Here is a 20,854-nt window from a genome sequence, read left to right on the forward strand (position 1 = left end):
GCCACGCAACCGAATCGCTCAGCCACCGTGGTAGTGATCCTCGTCGACGGCCGTGCGCCGTGGAGCATCGTTGAGCGGCAGGCGGGCCGGCGGGATGCTCGACATCGGACGAAAGCTGAAGTAATGATGCAGCGCGTCGATCATGTGACGTATTTCGCTGGGCGCGGATACTAGTTCGAAACCGGAATCGAAGCTGCCCGGCGTGACGTCCTCACGGGACCAGCGGCAGGTTGCACTGAAGTCGACGCAACGCAGCTGGCCATGCTGACCGGGAATCTTCAGACGCATCTCGAAGCGCGCATCGACCATCATCGGATAGGGACTGATGAGCATCAGCCCGGTCTCTGAAAGGTTGCCGATGAAACCTAGTGGCTTGTCGGTGAAACGATTGAAAACGTTGAGGTAGTACGGCAACTGGTGCCGCTGGATACTGCGCTGATTGGTCATGTTCATCGTTCCCTGCCTGCCGCACGTTTGATTGCCGTGACCATCGCCCGCCGCTCAGCTGCAGCTCTGACTGATACGACTGGCCAACTGCCGCCGCGCCGCCCCTATCTCCTCATCACTGTAGTAGACCCGTCCTCCGTTTGCATCGGCACGAAAGTAGCGGCCACCTCGGGACAGACTCGACAATTCCTGACGCAACTGACGGCACGTCTGCTCGCGCTCGGCACGGCGTGTGCTGGCGGCGTCATCGGCCAGCTGCTGCTCTTGCCGACGGGCCTCGTGAAATCGTTCGGTACGCGCCTCCCGCTCGCGAGTCGCGTCGTCACGCTCGATGACCTGCGGTCGCACCTCGACCTGCTCAGCACCGGCGCGCGGCTGCGAGCCGAAATGTACATTTCCCTGGGAATCTACCCAGCGGTAAATACCAGCCGTTGCACACGGCGCGACCAGCAAGCCTGCGAACAGTATGGATGCGACACGCATGGGTTCCTTCCCGTCCAGTCACGATGACCAGCTCAGTTTCACGGTTTGACGGGATGGGTCACTACCCGCTCCTCGGGTTGATAGTGCCCCAACTGACGCAACGTCTCCAGTCTGGCGCGGCCACGGAAGGCGTATTCGCTAGCTGGATAACGGGCCTGGATGAATCGATAGGTTTCCGCCGCATCGACGAACAAGCCCTGGCGCTCCAGGCATTGGCCACGCAACAGCGAAATTTCCGGCTGAAGGTTGTCACGGGGACGACTGCGACGCTCGGCCTGGGAGAGTTCGAGCATCACCTTGTCGCAATCGTCGTTGCGGTAATGGGTATAGGCGGCATCAAGATGGCGGTCGAGTGCACTTCTGCTGCTACAGCCTACGCTGAGAGTGGCCAGAAAAAGAATGGCAAGGGTTCGCATGGGTTAGTAATCCTCCGATGCCGGCTTATCGACCATGACGAGAAAAACTGCAGCCCGCTCGGCGCCCGAACGATGTGCCGTCCCGCCCCTTAAAGAGTAGTGAAAGCCAACGATGACTACAGCCGCACGCCATAGTAGCCTCCGGCCCATTCAGAAAAAGGAGCAATGAATGACTTCGCGCCGTACCAAAATCGTCGCCACGCTAGGCCCGGCCAGCAGCTCGCCGGAAGTACTGGAAAAAATGATCCTGGCCGGACTCGATGTCGCGCGCCTGAACTTCTCTCATGGTGCGCCGGATGAGCATCGCGCCCGGGCGCAACTGGTACGGGATATCGCCGCACGACATGGCCGCTTCGTCGCGCTGCTTGGCGACCTGCAGGGACCGAAGATTCGCATCGCCAAGTTCACCAACAAGCGCATCGAGCTGGCCGAAGGCGACAGCTTTCGCTTCTCCGTCACCCACCCGCGCGACGCTGGCAATCAGGAAGTGGTCGGCATCGACTATCCGGACCTGGTCAAGGATTGCAGCGTCGGCGACGAGCTGCTACTCGACGATGGCCGTGTGGTCATGCGCGTCGATGCGACGACCGCCGATGAATTGCACTGCACCGTGCTGATCGGCGGTCCGCTGTCGGACAACAAAGGCATCAACCGTCGCGGCGGTGGCTTGACCGCTCCCGCGCTGACCGCCAAGGACAAGGCCGACATCAAGCTGGCCGCGGATCTGCAGCTGGACTACTTGGCTGTCTCATTCCCGCGCGACGCCGCCGATATGGAACTGGCCCGCCGCCTGCGCGACGAGGCCGGCTCCAGCGCCTGGCTGATCGCGAAGATCGAGCGCGCCGAGGCGGTTGCCGACGACGAAGCCCTCGACGGGCTTATCCGTGCCAGCGATGGCGTGATGGTCGCTCGCGGCGATTTGGGCGTGGAAATCGGCGATGCCGAGCTGGTTGGCATTCAGAAGAAGATCATTCTCCACGCACGTCGCAACAATAAGGTGGTGATCACCGCGACCCAAATGATGGAGTCGATGATCCAGAGCCCGATGCCGACCCGCGCCGAGGTTTCCGATGTAGCCAACGCCGTGCTCGACTACACCGATGCGGTCATGCTGTCGGCGGAAAGCGCCGCTGGCGAATACCCGATCGAAGCGATTAAGGCGATGGCGCGCGTCTGCGTCGGCGCCGAGAAACATCCGACCAGCATCAAGTCCGGCCACCGCCTCGGCCAGCGCTTCGAGCGCAGCGATGAAAGCACGGCGCTCGCGGCGATGTACACCGCCAACCATTTCCCGGGCGTCAAGGCGATCATCAGCCTGACCGAAAGCGGCTATACCACGCTGATCATGTCGCGCATCCGCTCCTCGGTGCCGATCTTCGCCTTCACCCCGCATCGCGATGCCCAAGCCCGCGTGGCACTGTTCCGTGGCGTGCAGACCGTTCCGTTCGACCCAGCCGCACTGCCGGCCGACAAAGTCAGCCAGGCGGCGGTAGACGAACTGGTCAAGCGCAACATCGTGCAGCCGGGCGATTGGGTCATCCTGACCAAGGGCGACAGCTATCACGACTCCACGGGCGGCACCAACACCATGAAGATCCTACGCGTCGGCGATCCGCTGAGCTGACAACCACGCCGAAAGGTATGGCCCGTGCTGCCATGCCTTTCGGCACGCTTCATTTTCAACCAATCGCGGGCGTCCTCGCTCAGGCCTGACGGACCAGGAACGCATCGCTCAGAATTTGACCTCGGGCTATCCCCGCCAGAAACATGTGTTTGGCGCTTTCCTCGACGAAAGCAGCTCCGCCGCAGATCAAAACCCGCTCCTGCCGCGACGCCACGCGCAGCGCTTGCAGCACGTCTTGCGCCTGCCTCCGCTCGAAATATTTCACGCTCAGATTTTCGTGCTGCCCGGCGAGACGCTCCAGTTCGGCTCGCAGATAGGATTCACCCCGACAGAAATGCAGCAGCCGAACAGGCCCGGTATGCCCCTGCCGCAGCGCTTCGCGCAAAATGGACCAGAGCGGCGCAAGCCCGGTGCCGGCAGCCAGTAACAGTAAGGGCTGGGTCTGCCAGCCGACGTCGTAATGCAGCGCGCCCTGGTGTAGCTGGCCGAGACGCAGGCTATCGCCAAGAATCAGGTTGCGCGCCGCCTCGCTGAAGGCTCCGGGTCTGGCGCAGTCCAGGTGGAACTCAAGCCAAGGCTCTTCGCCCGGAACGCTGGCGAGCGAATAGGAACGCGCGATACCGTCGCCAGTCCACAGCAGCGCATGCTGACCCGCGCGGTAGCGCACAGGGCGATCGGGCATCAGGCGCAACCGAAGAACATCCCCACCGAACCAGTCGAGCCCCTCCACGCGCGTCGCCACGCCCTCTCGCTGGGGGTCGAACGGGGCGACTTCGACGTCTTCGGTCACGGTGCATTGACAGGCGAGCCGCCAGCCCTGCAGACGCTTACCGACATCGAGCGCATCCGGGCGAGCATCCTCTGGTTCACCCGCCACGCACCGTACCAGGCAGGCATGGCAGCGCCCCGCACGGCAGCTGTAGGGCACGTTCAGACCCGCGCAGTTGAGCGCATCGAGCAGGTTGCTGCCCTCACTCACGCGCCAGGACCGAGCCCCGCAACGGATCTCAGGCATCGACAGCCGCCCAGCTTGCTTCGCAGCGGTTACGTCCATTTTCTTTGGCGCGGTACAGCGCCTCGTCCGCCCGTTGCAACGCCTCGCCCAGGTCATCGCCGGCATTGAGCAACGTAAGCCCGACCGACAGGCTGAGATGCCCTGCCTGCATATTCACATCCAGTGGCTGGGCATTAGCGAACGCCTCGCGCAGGCGCTCACAACAGGCACTGAACTGCTCGGCGTCGGTGTGCGGCAGCAGCAACACGAACTCCTCGCCGCCGTAACGAGCGAGTATGTCGCCGTCGCGTAGACACGAGCGCGCCACCGAGGCGAAGGTCTGCAGCACACGATCACCCGTGGCGTGTCCGTGCAGGTCGTTAATCCGTTTGAAATGATCGAGATCGATCAGGGCGAGACCAGACCTGTGCCCCGCACGCAGCCGGTTCAGCTCATCCTCGGCTCGCCGGAGAAAATGCCGACGGTTGTACAGCCCGGTCAGCTCGTCCGTGGACGCCAGATCCTCCAGCTGCCTCATCATGCCGCGCAGCGTCTCCTGATGCGCCTGGAGGGCGAAACGACGCTGGCGCATGCGCTGACGCAGCTTATAGACGTACCCGACGAACAGGCACATCCAGATCAAAGTGACCAACAACACACCGGTCTGCAGCAACGCCACCTGCGGGTCGCGCAGTTGCCCCTGCTGAGCGTCATACAACGACATGCCGACGAAGCTGAGCAACGCCAGCACAGCGTAGCGGGTGAAGACCTTTGGATGGAGAAATACCGCAAACATCAGCACCAGCACATAAAGCACCAGCAGCGAGCCGCGGTTGTCGCCGAGATTGAACAGAAAGAAGGTCAGCCAGACCAGCGCAACCAGCACCTGCGGTTCGGTCAGGCTGGGGTCGCGAAAGCGCAGATTGTGGCCTCGGTAGAAGATCCCGAAGAACACCAGTTGGCTGGCCAGAATCATCACCGAACCGACTATCGCAGTGTCCAGCGGCGCCTGGTAGAACCCACCGGCCACGGTGATCCAGGTCAAAAGCAAAGCAAGGCCATAGGTGCCGGCCGCCATGCCGAAACGTTTGGTCACCAGTTGCTGAAGCGCCTGCTGATCGCTTTCGTCACGAAGCGTGCGCATGGAATCCATCCCATAGTGGCAATTCGACGCACTTTACGCTGACCGAGCGAAAAAGCCCATAAGCAGCCGTTTCGAAGCTGCGGCGAGATATCAATCGACTCGATTGCGACCATTCTGTCGCCTTCTGCCAACGAACCTTCATATACCTTGCGCCTGTATGAAGCCTGCGGCTCGTTCTCTCGTTTGATGATCGATTGACGGCCGCGCCGCCCCGGTTCCTCTGTGCATCCCTTCACCTTTGGTCCGTCTGTGTACCCGCCCGGTCGGCGGGTTATACTGCCGCGCCTTTTTTATCCCGCGCGTGTCGGTCTCTTCTCGACACGCCCGTCTCCGCCCCGCCAAGAGGACGCGCTGCATGACCGTGATCAAGCAAGACGACCTGATTCAAAGCGTTGCAGACGCTTTGCAGTTCATTTCTTACTACCACCCCGTCGATTTCATCCAGGCGATGCACGAAGCCTATCTGCGTGAAGAGTCGCCAGCCGCGCGTGACTCCATGGCGCAGATTCTGATCAACTCGCGCATGTGCGCCACCGGACATCGGCCGATCTGCCAGGACACCGGCATCGTCACCGTATTCGTGCGCGTGGGAATGGACGTGCGCTGGGACGGCGCCACCATGAGCCTGGACGACATGATCAACGAAGGCGTTCGCCGCGCCTACAACCTGCCGGAAAACGTCCTGCGTGCTTCGATCCTGGCCGACCCGGCAGGTTCCCGCAAGAACACCAAGGACAACACGCCCGCCGTCATCCATTACTCCATCGTCCCTGGCGATAAAGTCGAAGTAGACGTCGCAGCCAAAGGCGGCGGTTCGGAAAACAAGTCGAAGATGGCCATGCTCAACCCGTCCGACTCCATCGTTGACTGGGTGCTCAAGACCGTTCCGACCATGGGTGCCGGCTGGTGCCCGCCGGGCATGCTCGGCATCGGTATCGGCGGTACCGCCGAGAAGGCCGCGGTGATGGCCAAGGAAGTGTTGATGGAGTCCATCGACATCCACGAGCTCAAGGCTCGCGGCCCGCAGAACCGCATCGAAGAGCTTCGCCTTGAGCTGTTCGAGAAGGTCAATCAGCTGGGTATCGGCGCTCAAGGTCTGGGCGGCCTGACCACCGTGCTCGACGTCAAGATCATGGATTACCCGACCCACGCCGCCTCGCTGCCGGTGTGCATGATCCCCAACTGCGCCGCCACCCGCCACGCGCACTTCGTGCTCGACGGTTCCGGCCCAGCCGAACTCACGCCGCCGCCACTGGATGCCTACCCAGAAATTGTCTGGGAAGCCGGCCCGAGCGCGCGTCGCGTCAACCTCGACACCATCACCCCGGAAGAAGTACAGAGCTGGAAGCCGGGCGAAACCGTCCTGCTCAACGGCAAGATGCTCACCGGTCGCGACGCGGCGCACAAGCGCATGGTCGACATGCTGAACAAGGGTGAAGAGCTGCCGGTGGACCTCAAAGGCCGCTTCATCTATTACGTCGGCCCGGTCGACCCGGTTGGCGACGAAGTGGTCGGCCCGGCAGGCCCGACCACTGCGACCCGTATGGACAAGTTCACCCGCCAGATTCTTGAAAGCACCGGCCTCTTGGGCATGATCGGCAAATCCGAGCGCGGCCCCATCGCCATCGACGCGATCAAGGACAACAAGGCCGTCTACCTGATGGCAGTTGGCGGTGCTGCCTACCTCGTGGCCCAGGCGATCAAGAAGTCCAAGGTATTGGCCTTTGCCGAACTGGGCATGGAAGCCATTTACGAGTTCGAAGTGAAGGACATGCCGGTGACCGTCGCTGTAGACACTAACGGCGAGTCGGTGCACATCACCGGGCCTGCGATCTGGCAGAGCAAGATTGCCGAAAACCTGGCGGTTGAAGTGCAATAACTTCAACTAGGTGCCGCTATTGCCGGCGCAGAGTGATGACGAACCCCGCTATCTTAGCGGGGTTCGTTTTTCAGGGCATGTCGTTTTTGAATGACCTACTGACTCTATGAACATCGGCGAGTCCATGGGAGAGCATTCACCGTGAGGTGCGTCTCACCGAAGCGGCACGGTGCAGGCCTTTTACTTACAGCAGTGACGTCACCGCCGGGCTTGGTGCAGCCTGATAAACAACGCCTCGACTTTTTCCCGCGCCCACGGGGTTTTGCGCAGGAAGGTCAGGCTCGATTTGATGCTGGGATCGCTCTTGAAGCAGCGAATATCGACGCGCTGCGCTAGCCCGTCCCAGCCGTACCGCGCCTGTAGCTCGACAAGGATGGCTTCGAGCGTCATGCCATGGAGCGGGTCTTTCGTGGGTTCTCGCACTGAGGGCCTCTGTATCCGAAACCGTCCGAGACGGCCAATAGCAAAAGACCCAGCGAATGCCAGGTCCTTCGTCCCGTCAGCATCTTACAGCGTGATGCGCGTACCGAGCAGCTCCAGAAACGCTGCCAGCCACGCCGGATGCGCCGGCCAAGCCGGTGCCGTGACCAGGTTGCCTTCGGTATGCGCCTGATCGACCGGGATGTCCACGAATTCACCGCTGGCCAGCTTCACTTCCGGCGCGCAAGCTGGATAGGCGCTACAGGCACGGCCCTTCAGCACGCCCGCGGCGGCGAGCAACTGAGCGCCATGGCAAACCGCAGCAATGGGTTTTTTCGCGTCGTCGAACGCCCGTACCAGGTTGCATACCTGCTCGTTCAGTCGTAGGTATTCGGGTGCGCGACCGCCAGGTATCACCAGCGCGTCGTAGTCTTCGGCACGCACCGAAGCGAAATCGAAGTTCAGCGCAAAATTGTGGCCGGGTTTCTCGCTATAGGTCTGATCGCCTTCGAAATCGTGAATCGCGGTGCGCACCGTATCGCCCGCTTTCTTATCCGGGCAGACGGCATGCACGCTGTGCCCGACCATCTGCAGCGCCTGGAACGGCACCATGGTTTCGTAATCTTCGACGTAATCGCCGACCAGCATCAGAATCTTCTTCGCAGCCATCGAAACACACTCCCAGTCAGTGTTGGTTAACGGCCAACGCCCGGTCAGCCGCTTCGGTTGAATATGTTGATCACCAGTCGATCAAGCAACCCCCACATTCTTTGATAAAGGCGCAGACGCAGCGGGCGGGCGTGCCAACGTTGCAGGTCGATCTCCAAACTGTGTGAAAAGTCTCGCTCGAAGCTCTCTGCCACCTCGGTGCTGAGCGATTTATCAAGCGCCTCGAGGTTGGCTTCCAGATTCCAGCGCAGATTCCAGTGATCGAAGTTGCACGACCCGATGCTGACCCAGTCGTCAACCAATACCACTTTCAAGTGCAGAAAGTGTGGCTGATATTCATGAATACGCACGCCGGCCCGCAGCAGTCGCGGGTAGTAGCGCTGGCCGGCGTAGCGCACCGACGGGTGATCGGTGTTGCGGCTGGTCAGAAGCAAGCGCACTTCGACGCCGCGCCTTGCCGCACGCATCAGCTCTCGGCGGACCCTGCCCGTGGGTAGGAAATAAGGGGTCGCCAGCCAGATGCGCCGTTCCGCGCGCTGCAGGTTTCGCAGCAGGCTATGAAGGATGTCGCTATGCTGCCGCGCCGCCGCGTAGGCAACCCGCCCCAACCCCACTCCACCACGGGGGTTGGCCGGAATTTTCGGGAGCCGTTGTGGCAGCGGCAACTGCCAGATACGGCGCTTCAGGCACAGTGTCCATTGCGTGTCGAACAGCCGCCGCCAGTTCTCTATCAATGGCCCCGCGATTTCCACCATCGCCTCGTGCCAGTGCTCATCCGGTTTGGTTGGGTTCCAGAACTCGTCGGTAGCCCCGGCACCACCGACGAAGCAGCAACTGTCATCAATGATGATCAACTTACGATGGTCGCGATGCAGGTTGCGAAATCGCAGCCGCAGTTTCAGCGGGTTGTACTGACGCAGCTCGACACCCGCGTCGGATAGCCGCTGCCGCGCCTTCTGCCCCAGCTTCAAACAGCCGAAGCCATCGAACAGGCAACGCACCCTCACACCACGCGTGGCCGCAGCCGCCAATGCGTCGATCAACAGATCGGCGCACTGGCCGTCTTCTACCAGATAAAGCTCAACGTCGATCCGTCGTTCTGCCGCCTCGATGCATTCCAGTATTCGCGGGAAGAATGCCGGACCGTCGATCAGCAAGCGAAAACGGTTGCCGTCTCGCCAAGGAAAAATCTCCCCGGCGAGCATCACGAGAGGAGCCTCCGGGCAACCGAAGCCGCGCTCCGAGGGAGGATTTCGTTATAGCGGCTAGACATTCATTCCGTGTCCTGATGAGTTCTCTGCGACGTGCTTCCGATGAGCAGCCAAACGCAGGAGCGATGACCCAGCGCCGTTGCGGCACGCCTGTTATAGGTCCGTACGGCAGCGCAGAGTTCCCGGATATAACGGTCCGACATCTCCGCCACGAGCCGAACGAGGCCGGTTCAGACATACCGAAAACGCCGATGGTGCTTTGGCAGCTATGGACCTTCACCCTAACGGCAACTCGATCACGGCACGTCCCGATGCCAACTAAGGCGGCAAGCATCTCAAGGGACTGTTCAGCGTTATCGTGCAACAGCGAAACGGGAAAAGATTCTAAACTCGTCGCATGAACTATCTCGCACACCTCCACCTTGGCGGCCCGCAGCCCGGCGAATTGCTCGGCAGCCTGTATGGCGATTTCGTCAAGGGCTCCTTGCAGGGCCGCTGGCCCCCCGATATCGAAGCCGGCATTCGCCTGCACCGGCAGATCGATGCGTTCACCGACAGCCACCCACTGGTACTACAGGCCAAGCAGCGTTTTCCCGGCGAACGGCGACGCTATGCCGGCATATTGATCGACCTGTTTTTCGACCACTGCCTGGCCGCGCACTGGCATGACTACGCCGATGAGCCCTTGCAGGAATTCACCACTCGCGTGTATCGGGTTCTACGAGAGGAAGCCGAGTTGCCCGGCAAGCTGGCGCAGATAGCGCCACGCATGGCCGCTCAGGACTGGCTCGGCAGCTACCGAAATTTCGCCGTGATGGAACAAGTCGTGGCAGGCATGAGTAGCCGGTTGTCGCGTCCGCAAGGCCTCGCCGGCGGGTTCGAGGAGCTGGAACGGCTATATCTGCCGCTCCAGCAGGATTTTCGCGACTTCTACCCGCAGCTGCAGGCGTTCGTTCGGCTCAGCGAAGCCGAGACGAAGTAACCATCAGCTGTCATAACCGGGGCATTGCTGGTCGAGCTTGCGCAGCAGCGCCGGCCAGGCCAACGCACCGCCCATGCCTTGCTTGCTGCGCGTGACACCGGCGGCCATGGCCTTGGCTCCAGCGAGAATCTGCTCGGGGATCGGAATCAGCTCGGCGCCGCCAGTCTGGGCCATCACCTGTATTTCGCAGGCACGCTGGAAGATGAACATCATCAGAAAGGTATCGGCAATGCTCCCGCCGCAGGTCATCAGGCCATGATTGTGCAGGAGCATGAAGCCGGTTTCGCCGAGATCGGCCTGCAACCGGGCCTTTTCATCATGGTTGAGCGCCACGCCTTCGTAGCCATGCGTGGAAAGGCTGGCGAGTACGAACAGCGCTTGCTGGCTGATCGGCAACAACCCCTGCTTCTGCGCCGACACCGCCACGCCGGCAGCGGTATGGGTGTGCATCACGCAGGCCACGTCGTGACGCACCTCGTGCACGGCGCTGTGGATGGTGTAACCCGCCGGATTGATGTCGTAGGGCGTGTCCATCAGCTTGTTGCCGGCCAAATCGATCTTCACCAAGCTGGAGGCAGTCATTTCTTGAAACATCAGCCCGTAGGGGTTGATCAGGAATTCATCGGTGTCAGGGATCTTCGCCGAGATATGGGTAAAGATCAGATCATCCCAGCCATGCAGGGCGACCAGTCGATAGCAGGCAGCCAGATCGGCGCGAGCCCGCCATTCGGCGGCACTGACCTGATTCTTCAGCGATTGGATCGAATGCAGAGCGGTCACGGGCACCTCTTCTTGTTGTTTTACGGTGCCTGAATTCTAGCCAGCGTCTGCCTGTTCGGAAGTCGCCTTTGCAGCCAGCCTGATGTCCGCAGAGGACACGCTCAGCCCCGCAGGGCTGCAGCGAAACGTTCCAGCCAAGGCTCGGCGTCGCTTTCGGGCGTGACCGTTTCACTGGCATCGAGGCGCAGCATCTCCTGCGTTTCACGCATACCCAGCTCGGCGTAGAGTTCACGGATCAGCTCGCCACCGCCACAGAAGGTATCGCCATAGCTGGCGTCGCCCAGCGCGATGACGCCGCCAGGCATGCCCTGCCAGACCGGAACCTGATCGCGGATGGCCGTATACAGCGGAATGAAGTTGTCGGGCAGCTCGCCCATGCCAGTCGTGGCGGTTACGACCAGCAGCGCCTGCGGGCCGAAATCGAGAATCTGAGGCAGCTGCGCGCGCGGATCATGCCAGGCGTCGAAACCCGCCGCCTTCAGCTTTGCGGCGGCATGGCGGGCGACGTCTTCGGCTGTGCCGTAGACCGTACCGGAAAGGATGGCGACTTTCATAATGGGCTCCGTTGCGAATTGAAGCCGAGCATTATGCCGTATTTGGCACCGACGCCCCGCTTGGGTGGAGCTACGCTGATAACGGTGGCGCGCAGACTCTAGGCGACAAGGGAATTAATCGTCCAGCAAGTTGTCGCAAGGCGGTCCTGACAGAGGATTTGCGGACGCAGCCACTAGGCATGGGCAGGCCTGCTGCCATTGAGAGGGAAATCTGATGCCAGAAAAGACCGTACTCACCAGCGCCGAGCTGGCGTATATCAATCAACTTACCAGCGGCCCGCAAACCGAATCGGGCGAAGCACGGGGCGGTTTTCAGCTCGACGGCGGCGAGCGCGCCAACGGCCTGTTACTGCAGCTTGCAGCGAAAGCCAACCTGACGCTCGACGCGGAACTCGACGACTACTGCATGTCGTTCCCGCTGCAGCTGACCCGCGACGAACTTCAGACAATCCGACTACAACTCGCCCCCCCCACCATATACGAGCGTGGGCCGGTTCTTCGCGCCTGGCGCCTGCACCTGGACGAACCCCTGCCCCTGCTCTCCGATAACGGCGACGAGACCGCGCTGAGCGTCCATGAGCTATCACCCAACGGGCTGCTGGTGGACGCCGGCCCCCAAAAGGCACCCAAGCATCTGCATGTGAGGCTGGCGCTGCCTGGCGAGACACCGTTCATGATCGACGCACGCCGGGTACGCGTTGCTGAAGACGGGTTGGCGGCCTATGAAGTCGAACAGCCACATGACAAGGACGCCGAACGCATCCGTTCGTATCTGTACGAGCAGCATCAGCGCCTGCATCCAGAGTTGCAGCCGGAACTCCCGGTCGACATGCTCGTCGACACGCCCAGCCATTCGTAGGGCTCGCTCCTATTTCATACCGCGCCGCTTCGCCAGACGCGGCCATTTAAAGGCTGCAGAGTACTGCCAGAAATCACCCTGGTGTAAGCTGACGGGCCATGCGTGGCGCCAGCATCGCAGCCGTGCGCGATCGTTCACCAGCGACAGTCGACCCCAGAAGACATGACCCAGCCAACGGCCCCAATCCTGATTACCGGTGCCAGCCAGCGCATCGGCCTGCATTGCGCTGAACGCTTGCTCGATGATGGGCAACCGGTGGTCGTCACTTACCGAACAGATCGACCGAGCCTCGCCCGGCTACGCGAACGCGGTGCCGTGACCTTGCAGGCGGATTTCTCCGGAGCGGCGGGCATTCATGCCTTCATCGCAGCTCTCAAACAGCAGACCCGCCGTCTACGTGCGATCGTCCACAACGCATCGGACTGGCTTCCCGAAGCATCGGGCAAGGAAGCCGAGGTGTTCCAGCGCATGTTCGACGTGCATATGCTCGCGCCCTATCTGATCAACCTTCACTGCGCGGAGCTGCTGCGGCACGGAGGCCCGGCGGATATCATCCACATCGGCGACGATGTCACCCGTATCGGCAGCAAGAGGCACATCGCCTATGCCGCCAGTAAAGCCGGACTGGACAACCTCACCCTTTCGTTTGCCGCCAGCCTGGCGCCGGTCATCAAGGTCAATGGCATCGCGCCGGCCCTGATACAGCTCAACGAAGGTGACGACGAGGACTATCGACGCAAGGCGCTGGCAAAATCCGCGCTGGGTATCGAGCCCGGCGCCGAGGTGATCTACCAGAGCCTGCGTTATCTGCTCGATAATCCCTACGTCACCGGCACCACACTGACCGTCAATGGCGGCCGTCATTTGATCTGATTTGCGAAGGAATCCCATGCCTAGACTGGAACCCGCCATGGCGCGCATCCGCGTCAAAGATCTGCGACTACGCACCTTCATCGGCATCAAGGAAGAGGAAATCCTCAACCAGCAGGACGTGCTGATCAACCTGACGATGCTGTATCCCGCAGCGGACGCCGTGCGCGACAACGACATTGAATACGCACTGAATTACCGCACCATCACCAAGGCGATCATTCAACACGTCGAGAACAACCGCTTCGCCCTGCTCGAACGGCTCACTCAGGAAATCCTCGACCTGGTCATGACGCATCCGCAGGTGCGTTACGCCGAGGTCGAAGTGGACAAACCGCACGCGCTGCGCTTCGCCGAATCGGTGTCGATCACGCTTGCCGCGCATCGCGACTGAGCATCCCGCACCGGAAGGCGGGTTGGTCTCGTTGTCTGGCCCATGGCAACCGCCAAGGTTATGATCCGCCCACGTCTGCAACGCCGAGGCCCATGAGATGAATGATCAACAACGCACCGAACTCGAAGCTGCCGCATTCCGCCGCCTGGTCCAGCACCTGCGTAGCCGTCCCGATGCGCAGAATATCGACCTAATGAACCTGGCCGGCTTCTGCCGCAACTGCCTGTCGAAGTGGTACAAAGCCGCCGGCGACGATCTGGACATCGAAGTCAGCCTCGACGAGGCGCGCGAAGAGGTTTACGGAATGCCCTACTCCGAGTGGAAGAAGCGCTACCAGAAGGAAGCCACACCCGAGCAGCAGGCCGCCTTCGACAAGGGGCAAAACTCATGACCAGCCTTGCTGACTTCCGCGCCAGCCTGCGCAATCGCAAGCACCCTTTCAGCGAGACGCTGGCCTATATCGACAGTGTCTATGACTACCAGCCCAGCCGCTTCATCAACGGCAACGTGGAAAACGCCGCCGGAGAAAACGAAGGCTCGTGCAAGACGCTTGGGCTGGCAGTGCTGGAAGGATTCACCACCGAAGAGGCGCTGTTGGCGTTCGGCGAGCATTATCAATCGGTGCTGGCCAACCCCAGCGGAACCGACCACCGCAACATCCGCGCACTGATGGAAACCGGCCTGCCGGGCGTGCGCTTCGATCAGCAGCCGCTGACAGCCAAGGAATAAAAAAAGGGCCGGCCAGGCACTTGGGGAAGGCTTGATAATGGACGGCCCTGAAACCAAAGAGGCCGGGCGAGTCTGACGGTCCGAAGCAACGCCGGCCATTGCGTAATCCCGATTACCGGAATAGGCAGGTGCTATTGGACCAAGGCTGCAAAAACAGGCCGGTGCGGTTCCGCCAAATCGAAACTGCAGGGATTGCCGCAACGGTGAGCCGGCCTCAATCGTGGAGTCACCTTGCTGGCGTTGCCGAATGCTTTGCATAGACCCTGTCAGGCTTTTCCCACTCAGCCAAAGCCGGTAAGGTCCGAACCGTCTTACCGGAGTACTCCACATGCCCATCGCCGCCCTTTCCGGCCCACAGTACCTGCGTGAAGGTCTGAAGCTAATCCTGAGCCCAGGGCTACGGCTGTTCGTCATCCTGCCACTGACGGTCAACCTGCTGCTGTTCAGCGGGCTTATCTATATCGCCCTGCGCCAGTTCGGCGTCTGGGTCGATGCGCTCATGCCGAGCCTGCCCGAGTGGCTGATGTTTCTGGAGTACATCCTCTGGCCGCTGTTCGTGATTCTGGTGGTGCTGATGGTGTTCTTCACCTTCACCATGCTCGCCAACATCATCGCGGCCCCGTTCAACGGCTTTCTCGCTGAAAAGGTCGAAACGGTGGCGCGCGGCGAAGACAGTTCGCCACCGTTCAGTTGGGCCGAGTTGCTGGCCATGCTGCCGCGCACCATTGGCCGTGAAGCACGCAAGCTGGCCTATTTCGCCCCGCGCGCGCTAGCACTGCTGATTCTTTCGTTCATCCCGGTGGTCAACCTGTTCGCCGCGCCGCTGTGGCTGCTGTTCGGCATTTGGATGATGGCCGTACAGTACATCGACTATCCGGCAGACAACAACAAGCTGAGCTGGGCGGAAATGATGGTCTGGCTGCGTCAGAGGCGCTGGAAAAGCCTGAGCTTCGGTGCGGTGACCTATGCCGCGCTGCTGGTGCCGGTGTTGAACCTGCTGATCACGCCTGCCGCTGTAGCGGGCGCGACCCTATTCTGGGTTCGAGAAGGCGGCCAGAAACACTTGGTGCCTGTCGCCACTCAGTGAACTGCGGGAGGGGTTGCTGTCTAGATTCGAACACATCGAATTCAGGAGCCCTTCCCAATGGCGCTTTCCGCACTATCGATAAATTGCACACTCAAAGCCTCCCCCAACACGTCGTCCTGCAGCTTGCTGCTGAGCCAGGCCGAGCGGGAATTGGAAAAGCTCGGCGTGTCCTGCGAGCAGCTACGCGCGGTGGATTTCAACATCAAACCGGGCGTGACCTCTGACGAAGGCCCGGGCGATGACTGGCCGATGATCCGCGAGAAGATACTCGCCGCAGACATTCTTTTGCTGGGCACGCCCATCTGGCTGGGGCATCCGTCCAGCATCTGCCAACGAGTACTCGAGCGTCTCGACGCATTTCTCAGCGAAACCGACGATCAGCAACGGATGGTCTCTTATGGTCGGGTCGCCTGCGTCGCCGTGGTCGGCAACGAAGACGGCGCCCACCACGTAGTGGCCGAGCTGTACCAGGGGCTGAACGATGTGGGCTTCAGCATCCCCGCCAACGGCTGTACCTACTGGGTCGGCGAGGCTATGGGTTCGACGGACTACAAGGATGCAGGCCCGCGCGAGAAAACCGCCAATACCAATGCGATGCTGGCTCGCAACGCCGTGCACTTGGCGAAACTGCTCAAACAGTCCGGTTATCCGGGAGCCTCGGAGTAGCATGTAGATCAGCGCCAGGACTGCACGTTCGGCGGCGATACGGCTGATGGGTGCACCTACGCGACCCGACCCATCCCCTTTTGTAGAGAGGAGGGGGCCGCGTAGACGAAACCCTTCAATCTGATTGGTTAGGCACGCGACGATGCAACGACGCGCTCAGGCAATTGGCCGGCTCAAGCCAACGTCTTCAACGCCTCACGGCTGAACGGCAGGATGTCCTGCATGCGTCCGTCACGCACTTTCAGCGCCCAATCCGGATCGCAGATCAGCGCGCGCCCTACCGCAACCAGATCGAACTCCTCCTTGTTCAGACGCTCGAGCAGGCCTTCGATATTGGCCGGCTGCGCCACTTTGTCGGTCTTGACCATGAACTGCAGGAACTCACCGTCCAGCCCCACGCTACCCACGGTGATGGTCGGCTTGCCGGTGAGCTGGCGTGTCCAGCCGGCCAGGTTGAGATCCGAACCTTCGAATTCCGGCTCCCAGAAACGACGCGTAGAGCAATGGAAGATGTCCACGCCTGCAGCCGACAGCGGTGCGAGGAATTCGCCCAGCGCTTCTGACGTGGTCACCAGGCGTGCGGTGTAGTCCTGCTGCTTCCACTGCGAGAAGCGGAAGATGATCGGGAACTCCGCGCCCACCGCAGCCCGCACCGCGCTGATCAGCTCGATGGCGAAGCGCGAGCGGTTGGCCAGACTGCCACCGTATTCATCGGTGCGCTGATTGCTACCTTCCCAGAAGAACTGGTCGATGAGGTAGCCATGAGCCCCGTGAATTTCGACGCCATCCATGCCGATGGCCTTGGCATCCGCAGCCGCCTGGGCGAAAGCCGCGATCACGTCCTGGATGTCCTGCTTGGTCATGCCGTGGACGACGACCTGATCGTCCTTGCGCTTCTCCATCGGCCCATACCCCAGCACTTCCGGCTCCGGCTCGGTACCCTTGCGGCGCACATTGCCGACGTGCCAGAGCTGTGGAACGATCTTGCCACCCGCGGCATGCACCGCATCGACCACTACCTTCCAGCCAGACAGAGCATCCTCACCATGGAAGCGCGGCACCTGCGGATAACCATTGGAAGCCTGGTGGCCGACCGTGGTGCCCTCGGTAATGATCAGCCCAACACCCGAAGCGGCACGGCGACGGTAGTACTCGACGACGTCAGCGGTCGGCACACCGTTGGGCGAGAAGGAACGGGTCATCGGCGCCATTACCACGCGGGTCGGCAATTGCAGACTGCCAAGCTGGAATGGCTGAAACAGGGCATTTACGGCTGCGGACATCGTTGTCTCCTTGTTGATTCGGGTTCAAAAGCGACCGGTCGTCTCACCGTTCGTCACAAAAAATCAGCGCAACGTCAGCAGACGCTCCAGCTGGGTCAGAAAGCTGTTCAGCGGCACGACACTGCGACCCACCTTCATGCGTAGCAGCGCGCCTTCCCAGGCGTTGCCGATGAATTCGGCAAGCGCCTGACAATCAGTGCTCCGATCTATTTCTCCTGCATTGCGGGCCTGCTCGAGGCAGGCCGCCAGCACCTCGACGGAGCGCAGCAGAATGGCTTCCACCTGACACCCGATCGGCTGCGACAACTCGGCCATCTCGAAGCTCAGGCTCCCGATAAAGCAGTGATACTCCGGAGATTCCTGGCGAGCGAAATGCGCGACCAGTTCAGCGTAATAAGCGAGGACTCGCTCACGCGGACTCAGCACAGAGTTGGTCAACGCAGCCTGGTAGCGCGCCAGACGTGGCGTATAGAGATGCTCCAGGGCCTGCAGGGCGAAATCTTCCTTGCTGGCGAAGTAGTGATAGAACGACCCCTTGGGAATGCCGGCAGCCTGGACGATCTCCAGCACACCGGTGCCGTGATAGCCACGACGGGTCATCACCTGCGCGCCTTTGGCCAGGATCAGTTCACGCTTGTCGATTCGAGCTCGGCTGTTCATGAAACCGAGCATATGACCGGTCGTCTCGCGCGAACAGCATCATCCATGGCGCTTATTTCGCCGATACGATCGCGACGATGGCGGGGCGTTGATTGAGCGAAGAAGGGAAAAGCGCAGCGGCAATACCGCCGCGCAGAGAAGCGAAGGATCAGACGAGCGCGTTTTCGATCGCCTGGATCAGCGCTGGATCGTCCGGGGCGGTACGAGGCGAGAAACGCGCCAGCACACGGCCGTCCTTGTCGACGAGAAACTTCTCGAAATTCCAGCTGATGTCACCGGGAAAATCGGCCCCTTCGCCCGCCAGCAGGCGGTAGAGCGGATGACGTTGCGGGCCGTTGACTTCGAGCTTGCTGCTCAACGGAAAACTGATGCCGTAGTTCTCACTACAGAATCGCAGGATCTCCGCGTCGCTGCCCGGCTCCTGCGCGGCGAACTGGTTGCAGGGAATACCGAGCACACCGAAACCACGATCCTGATAACGCTGATGCAACGCCTGCAACCCGGCGTACTGAGGAGTCAGGCCGCACTCGGAAGCCACATTGACCACCAGCGTCAGCTGGTTCTTTAGCGGCGCAAGGGACAGCTCCTGGCCAGCGAGGCCGGGTAGGACCAAATCGTGGAACGCGCTCATTCGCTCTTCTCCAGAGGGTAAAAAAAGCGCTCCGGCATTACCGAAGCGCTTCGTCGCTCGACCGCCTCGGCCGGGCCTGTCGCCACCCGCTTGCTGCGAGGGGATCAGTGGTGATGACCACCTTCGCCATGGATGTGGCCATGGGCAACTTCTTCTTCGCTGGCATCACGCACGTCGACGATCTTGACATCGAAGTTCAGGCGCTGACCAGCCAACGGATGATTGCCGTCGACGATCACGTCATCACCTTCGACGTCACGGATAGTGACGATCTGCATACCGCCGTCCGGACCGGATGCATGGAACTGCATGCCAACTTCCAGCTCGTCAACGCCTTCGAACATGGCGCGATTGAGCGTCGCTACCAGCTCCGGGGTGTACTCACCGTAGGCGTCCTGCGGCTCGATGGCGACCGTCACGTGATCACCGCCCTGTTTGCCTTCCAAGGCCTTTTCCAGGCCAGAGATGATGTTGCCTGCACCGTGCAGGTAGACCAGCGGCGCGCCGCCGGCCGAGCTGTCGATTACCTCACCAGCGTCGTTGGTGAGTGTGTAGTCGATTGACACAGCCTTGTTCGCGGCAATCTGCATGAGGCAAAACCTTTTGCTGGGGAATGTGATGTCGAAGTTTAACCGCGAGCTGCGACGATTGCGAACCGAGCCCGGATAAACGGGACCAGCAACTGGTTGACAAAACCCTACGATGCGAGGTGCCGCATACAACCTTTGGAGAGCATCGGTCAGTCATGAGCTATGTCAGTATCCGTCCACGCAAGCTAAGCGAAACTTCCAATAATTAATGCGCGTCCCGAGGAGCACCGATGTCGGCTCGAAACATCCTGGTGATTAACTGCGGCAGTTCGTCGATCAAATTCGCACTGGTCAACGAAACGCAAGCGACCTTCCCTTTGCAAGGCCTGGCAGAACGCATAGGCAGTCCTGAAGCGGTGCTTCACTGGCAGCGGGGAGACGACAAGCAGACGCTGGAAATCCCGGGCGCCGACCATCGCGCCGCACTGGAGCGATTGTTACCGCTCGCGCAGGAAGCGGCCGGCGGCAAGCTCGACGGCATCGGACATCGGGTCGTTCATGGTGGCGAACATTTCACCGGCTCCAGCCTGATCGACGAGCACGTGCTCAAGGCCATTCGTGACAGCGCCCAACTGGCCCCGCTGCACAACCCAGCCAACCTGGTCGGCATCGAAGCCGCCATCGCGCTGTTCCCTACCCTGCCGCAAGTCAGCGTATTCGATACGGCGTTCCACCAAACCATGCCCGAACACGCCTTCCGTTACGCCGTGCCCGAGTTCCTTTACAAGGAGCACAACGTCCGTCGCTATGGTTTCCACGGCACCAGCCACAACTATGTCAGCAAGCGTGCCGCCGAAATGACCGGACTGGCAGCGGGTGACAGCTGCTGGCTGACCGCGCATCTGGGTAACGGCTGCTCGACCTGCGCCATCGTCAACGGCGAAAGCCGCGACACCAGCATGGGCCTGACGCCATTGGAAGGGCTGGTGATGGGCACGCGCAGCGGCGATGTCGACCCCAACCTGCACAGCTACCTGAACCGCACGCTGGGCTGGAGCCTCGAGCAGATCGATCGCGTGCTCAACCATGACAGCGGCCTGAAGGGCCTGTCGGGCCTGTCCAACGACATGCGCACTCTGTACGAGGCACGTGTTGCCGGCCATCCGGGCGCTAATCTGGCCTTCGAAGTGTTCTGCTATCGCCTGGCCAAATCCCTGGCGAGCATGGCTTGCGCCCTGCCGAAGCTCGACGGCCTGATTTTCACCGGCGGCATCGGGGAGAACTCCGTAGCGGTGCGCAGCCGCACCCTGGAACACCTCAAGCTGTTCAATTTCAAACTCGACGAAGAAGCCAACGCACGTTGCACACGTGGCGTCGGTGGAGAAATCCAGGCCGCAGGCAGCCCGCGCGTTCTGGTCGTTCCTACCAACGAAGAACGCCAGATCGCGCTGGACACGCTGGCATTGCTCGACGCCTGACAACCCGCCGACACGAACGCGCCTCTGCAAAACCCGACGACCGAGAAAGGCGTCGGGTTTTGTC

The 20,854-nt window shown here is 61.2% G+C and carries 25 protein-coding genes; 11 read left to right on the forward strand and 14 right to left on the reverse strand.

The window, feature by feature from the left end; genetic code table 11:
* Positions 1–18: 18 nt before the first annotated feature.
* The 3 genes from GYM54_RS08470 to GYM54_RS08480 are packed head-to-tail and all read right to left on the reverse strand — an operon-like array spanning position 19 to position 1,346.
* The gene (locus GYM54_RS08470) at positions 19–453 is read right to left on the reverse strand and encodes a PilZ domain-containing protein (RefSeq protein ID WP_181100386.1); all 435 of its coding nucleotides are present in this window, start codon (positions 451–453) and stop codon (positions 19–21) included.
* A 48-nt stretch (positions 454–501) separates the two neighbouring features.
* Complete coding sequence (locus tag GYM54_RS08475) at positions 502–930, reverse strand: DUF4124 domain-containing protein (protein WP_131650710.1); 429 nt, start codon at positions 928–930, stop codon at positions 502–504.
* A 38-nt stretch (positions 931–968) separates the two neighbouring features.
* Entirely contained in the window at positions 969–1,346 is a 378-nt protein-coding gene (locus GYM54_RS08480) for a tol-pal system YbgF family protein (protein ID WP_131650711.1), read from the reverse strand.
* A 169-nt stretch (positions 1,347–1,515) separates the two neighbouring features.
* Here GYM54_RS08480 and pyk point away from each other — a divergent pair, with 169 nt between their 5' ends.
* Positions 1,516–2,970: a pyruvate kinase gene (pyk, locus tag GYM54_RS08485; protein WP_131650712.1), complete on the forward strand. Its 1,455-nt coding sequence runs from the start codon at positions 1,516–1,518 to the stop codon at positions 2,968–2,970.
* Positions 2,971–3,049: 79 nt separating this feature from the next.
* Here the strand turns inward: pyk and GYM54_RS08490 are convergent, their stop codons facing one another.
* Together GYM54_RS08490 and GYM54_RS08495 are read right to left on the reverse strand one after the other, a co-directional pair.
* Positions 3,050–3,985 carry an iron-sulfur-binding ferredoxin reductase gene (locus GYM54_RS08490; protein ID WP_181100384.1) on the reverse strand — a complete coding sequence of 312 codons (936 nt, stop codon included), beginning with the start codon at positions 3,983–3,985 and terminating at the stop codon, positions 3,050–3,052.
* Entirely contained in the window at positions 3,978–5,108 is a 1,131-nt protein-coding gene (locus GYM54_RS08495; protein ID WP_181100383.1) for a diguanylate cyclase, read from the reverse strand. The genes GYM54_RS08490 and GYM54_RS08495 overlap by 8 nt, the downstream gene beginning before the upstream one ends.
* A gap of 355 nt (positions 5,109–5,463) precedes the next feature.
* On the opposite strand from GYM54_RS08495, the gene GYM54_RS08500 reads away from it, so the two are divergent.
* Positions 5,464–6,987, forward strand: coding sequence for a fumarate hydratase (locus GYM54_RS08500; protein ID WP_131650715.1), 1,524 nt, complete (start codon positions 5,464–5,466; stop codon positions 6,985–6,987).
* A gap of 198 nt (positions 6,988–7,185) precedes the next feature.
* On the opposite strand, the gene GYM54_RS08505 is transcribed toward GYM54_RS08500, so the two are convergent.
* From GYM54_RS08505 to GYM54_RS08515, 3 genes are all read right to left on the reverse strand, one after another.
* Positions 7,186–7,410: a VF530 family DNA-binding protein gene (locus GYM54_RS08505; RefSeq protein WP_181100382.1), complete on the reverse strand. Its 225-nt coding sequence runs from the start codon at positions 7,408–7,410 to the stop codon at positions 7,186–7,188.
* 84 nt (positions 7,411–7,494) lie between these two features.
* Complete coding sequence (locus tag GYM54_RS08510) at positions 7,495–8,076, reverse strand: DJ-1/PfpI family protein (RefSeq protein WP_181100381.1); 582 nt, start codon at positions 8,074–8,076, stop codon at positions 7,495–7,497.
* 44 nt (positions 8,077–8,120) lie between these two features.
* The gene (locus GYM54_RS08515) at positions 8,121–9,281 is read right to left on the reverse strand and encodes a phosphatidylserine/phosphatidylglycerophosphate/cardiolipin synthase family protein (protein ID WP_131650950.1); all 1,161 of its coding nucleotides are present in this window, start codon (positions 9,279–9,281) and stop codon (positions 8,121–8,123) included.
* A gap of 403 nt (positions 9,282–9,684) precedes the next feature.
* Between GYM54_RS08515 and GYM54_RS08520 the strand changes: the two genes are divergently transcribed.
* Positions 9,685–10,269 carry an ACP phosphodiesterase gene (locus GYM54_RS08520; protein ID WP_181100380.1) on the forward strand — a complete coding sequence of 195 codons (585 nt, stop codon included), beginning with the start codon at positions 9,685–9,687 and terminating at the stop codon, positions 10,267–10,269.
* Between the two features lie 3 nt (positions 10,270–10,272).
* Here the strand turns inward: GYM54_RS08520 and GYM54_RS08525 are convergent, their stop codons facing one another.
* The gene (locus GYM54_RS08525; RefSeq protein WP_181100379.1) at positions 10,273–11,049 is read right to left on the reverse strand and encodes a class II aldolase/adducin family protein; all 777 of its coding nucleotides are present in this window, start codon (positions 11,047–11,049) and stop codon (positions 10,273–10,275) included.
* A gap of 101 nt (positions 11,050–11,150) precedes the next feature.
* Complete coding sequence (locus GYM54_RS08530; RefSeq protein WP_131650720.1) at positions 11,151–11,603, reverse strand: flavodoxin; 453 nt, start codon at positions 11,601–11,603, stop codon at positions 11,151–11,153.
* A gap of 214 nt (positions 11,604–11,817) precedes the next feature.
* Between GYM54_RS08530 and GYM54_RS08535 the strand changes: the two genes are divergently transcribed.
* The 7 genes from GYM54_RS08535 to GYM54_RS08565 all read left to right on the forward strand — a co-directional run bounded on the left by GYM54_RS08535 (position 11,818) and on the right by GYM54_RS08565 (position 16,208).
* Positions 11,818–12,462: a PilZ domain-containing protein gene (locus GYM54_RS08535; RefSeq protein ID WP_181100378.1), complete on the forward strand. Its 645-nt coding sequence runs from the start codon at positions 11,818–11,820 to the stop codon at positions 12,460–12,462.
* A 162-nt stretch (positions 12,463–12,624) separates the two neighbouring features.
* Positions 12,625–13,335 (forward strand): dihydromonapterin reductase, encoded by a 711-nt coding sequence (folM, locus tag GYM54_RS08540; protein WP_181100376.1) that lies wholly within the window; start codon positions 12,625–12,627, stop codon positions 13,333–13,335.
* Between the two features lie 16 nt (positions 13,336–13,351).
* A complete protein-coding gene (gene folX, locus GYM54_RS08545; protein WP_181100374.1) occupies positions 13,352–13,726 on the forward strand; it encodes a dihydroneopterin triphosphate 2'-epimerase in 375 nt (124 codons plus the stop codon).
* A 97-nt stretch (positions 13,727–13,823) separates the two neighbouring features.
* Positions 13,824–14,117 (forward strand): DUF1244 domain-containing protein, encoded by a 294-nt coding sequence (locus tag GYM54_RS08550; protein ID WP_181100372.1) that lies wholly within the window; start codon positions 13,824–13,826, stop codon positions 14,115–14,117.
* On the forward strand, positions 14,114–14,455 hold the full coding sequence (locus GYM54_RS08555) for a HopJ type III effector protein (RefSeq protein WP_131650725.1): 342 nt from the start codon (positions 14,114–14,116) through the stop codon (positions 14,453–14,455). Before GYM54_RS08550 ends, GYM54_RS08555 begins: the two co-directional genes overlap by 4 nt.
* A gap of 328 nt (positions 14,456–14,783) precedes the next feature.
* On the forward strand, positions 14,784–15,542 hold the full coding sequence (gene cysZ / locus GYM54_RS08560; protein ID WP_197445566.1) for a sulfate transporter CysZ: 759 nt from the start codon (positions 14,784–14,786) through the stop codon (positions 15,540–15,542).
* Between the two features lie 57 nt (positions 15,543–15,599).
* Positions 15,600–16,208 (forward strand): flavodoxin family protein, encoded by a 609-nt coding sequence (locus GYM54_RS08565; protein WP_181100368.1) that lies wholly within the window; start codon positions 15,600–15,602, stop codon positions 16,206–16,208.
* A gap of 173 nt (positions 16,209–16,381) precedes the next feature.
* On the opposite strand, the gene GYM54_RS08570 is transcribed toward GYM54_RS08565, so the two are convergent.
* The 4 genes from GYM54_RS08570 to GYM54_RS08585 form a co-directional block, all read right to left on the reverse strand.
* Positions 16,382–17,491: an NADH:flavin oxidoreductase gene (locus GYM54_RS08570; protein WP_181100366.1), complete on the reverse strand. Its 1,110-nt coding sequence runs from the start codon at positions 17,489–17,491 to the stop codon at positions 16,382–16,384.
* Between the two features lie 63 nt (positions 17,492–17,554).
* Positions 17,555–18,151: a TetR/AcrR family transcriptional regulator gene (locus tag GYM54_RS08575; protein ID WP_181100364.1), complete on the reverse strand. Its 597-nt coding sequence runs from the start codon at positions 18,149–18,151 to the stop codon at positions 17,555–17,557.
* Positions 18,152–18,299: 148 nt separating this feature from the next.
* On the reverse strand, positions 18,300–18,782 hold the full coding sequence (locus GYM54_RS08580; RefSeq protein ID WP_131650730.1) for a glutathione peroxidase: 483 nt from the start codon (positions 18,780–18,782) through the stop codon (positions 18,300–18,302).
* A 104-nt stretch (positions 18,783–18,886) separates the two neighbouring features.
* A complete protein-coding gene (locus GYM54_RS08585) occupies positions 18,887–19,372 on the reverse strand; it encodes a peptidylprolyl isomerase (protein ID WP_131650731.1) in 486 nt (161 codons plus the stop codon).
* Between the two features lie 230 nt (positions 19,373–19,602).
* On the opposite strand from GYM54_RS08585, the gene GYM54_RS08590 reads away from it, so the two are divergent.
* A complete protein-coding gene (locus tag GYM54_RS08590; RefSeq protein ID WP_181100362.1) occupies positions 19,603–20,790 on the forward strand; it encodes an acetate kinase in 1,188 nt (395 codons plus the stop codon).
* Positions 20,791–20,854 lie beyond the last annotated feature (64 nt).

Source organism: Pseudomonas sp. MTM4, assembly GCF_019355055.1.
Classification (GTDB): Bacteria; Pseudomonadota; Gammaproteobacteria; order Pseudomonadales; family Pseudomonadaceae; genus Stutzerimonas.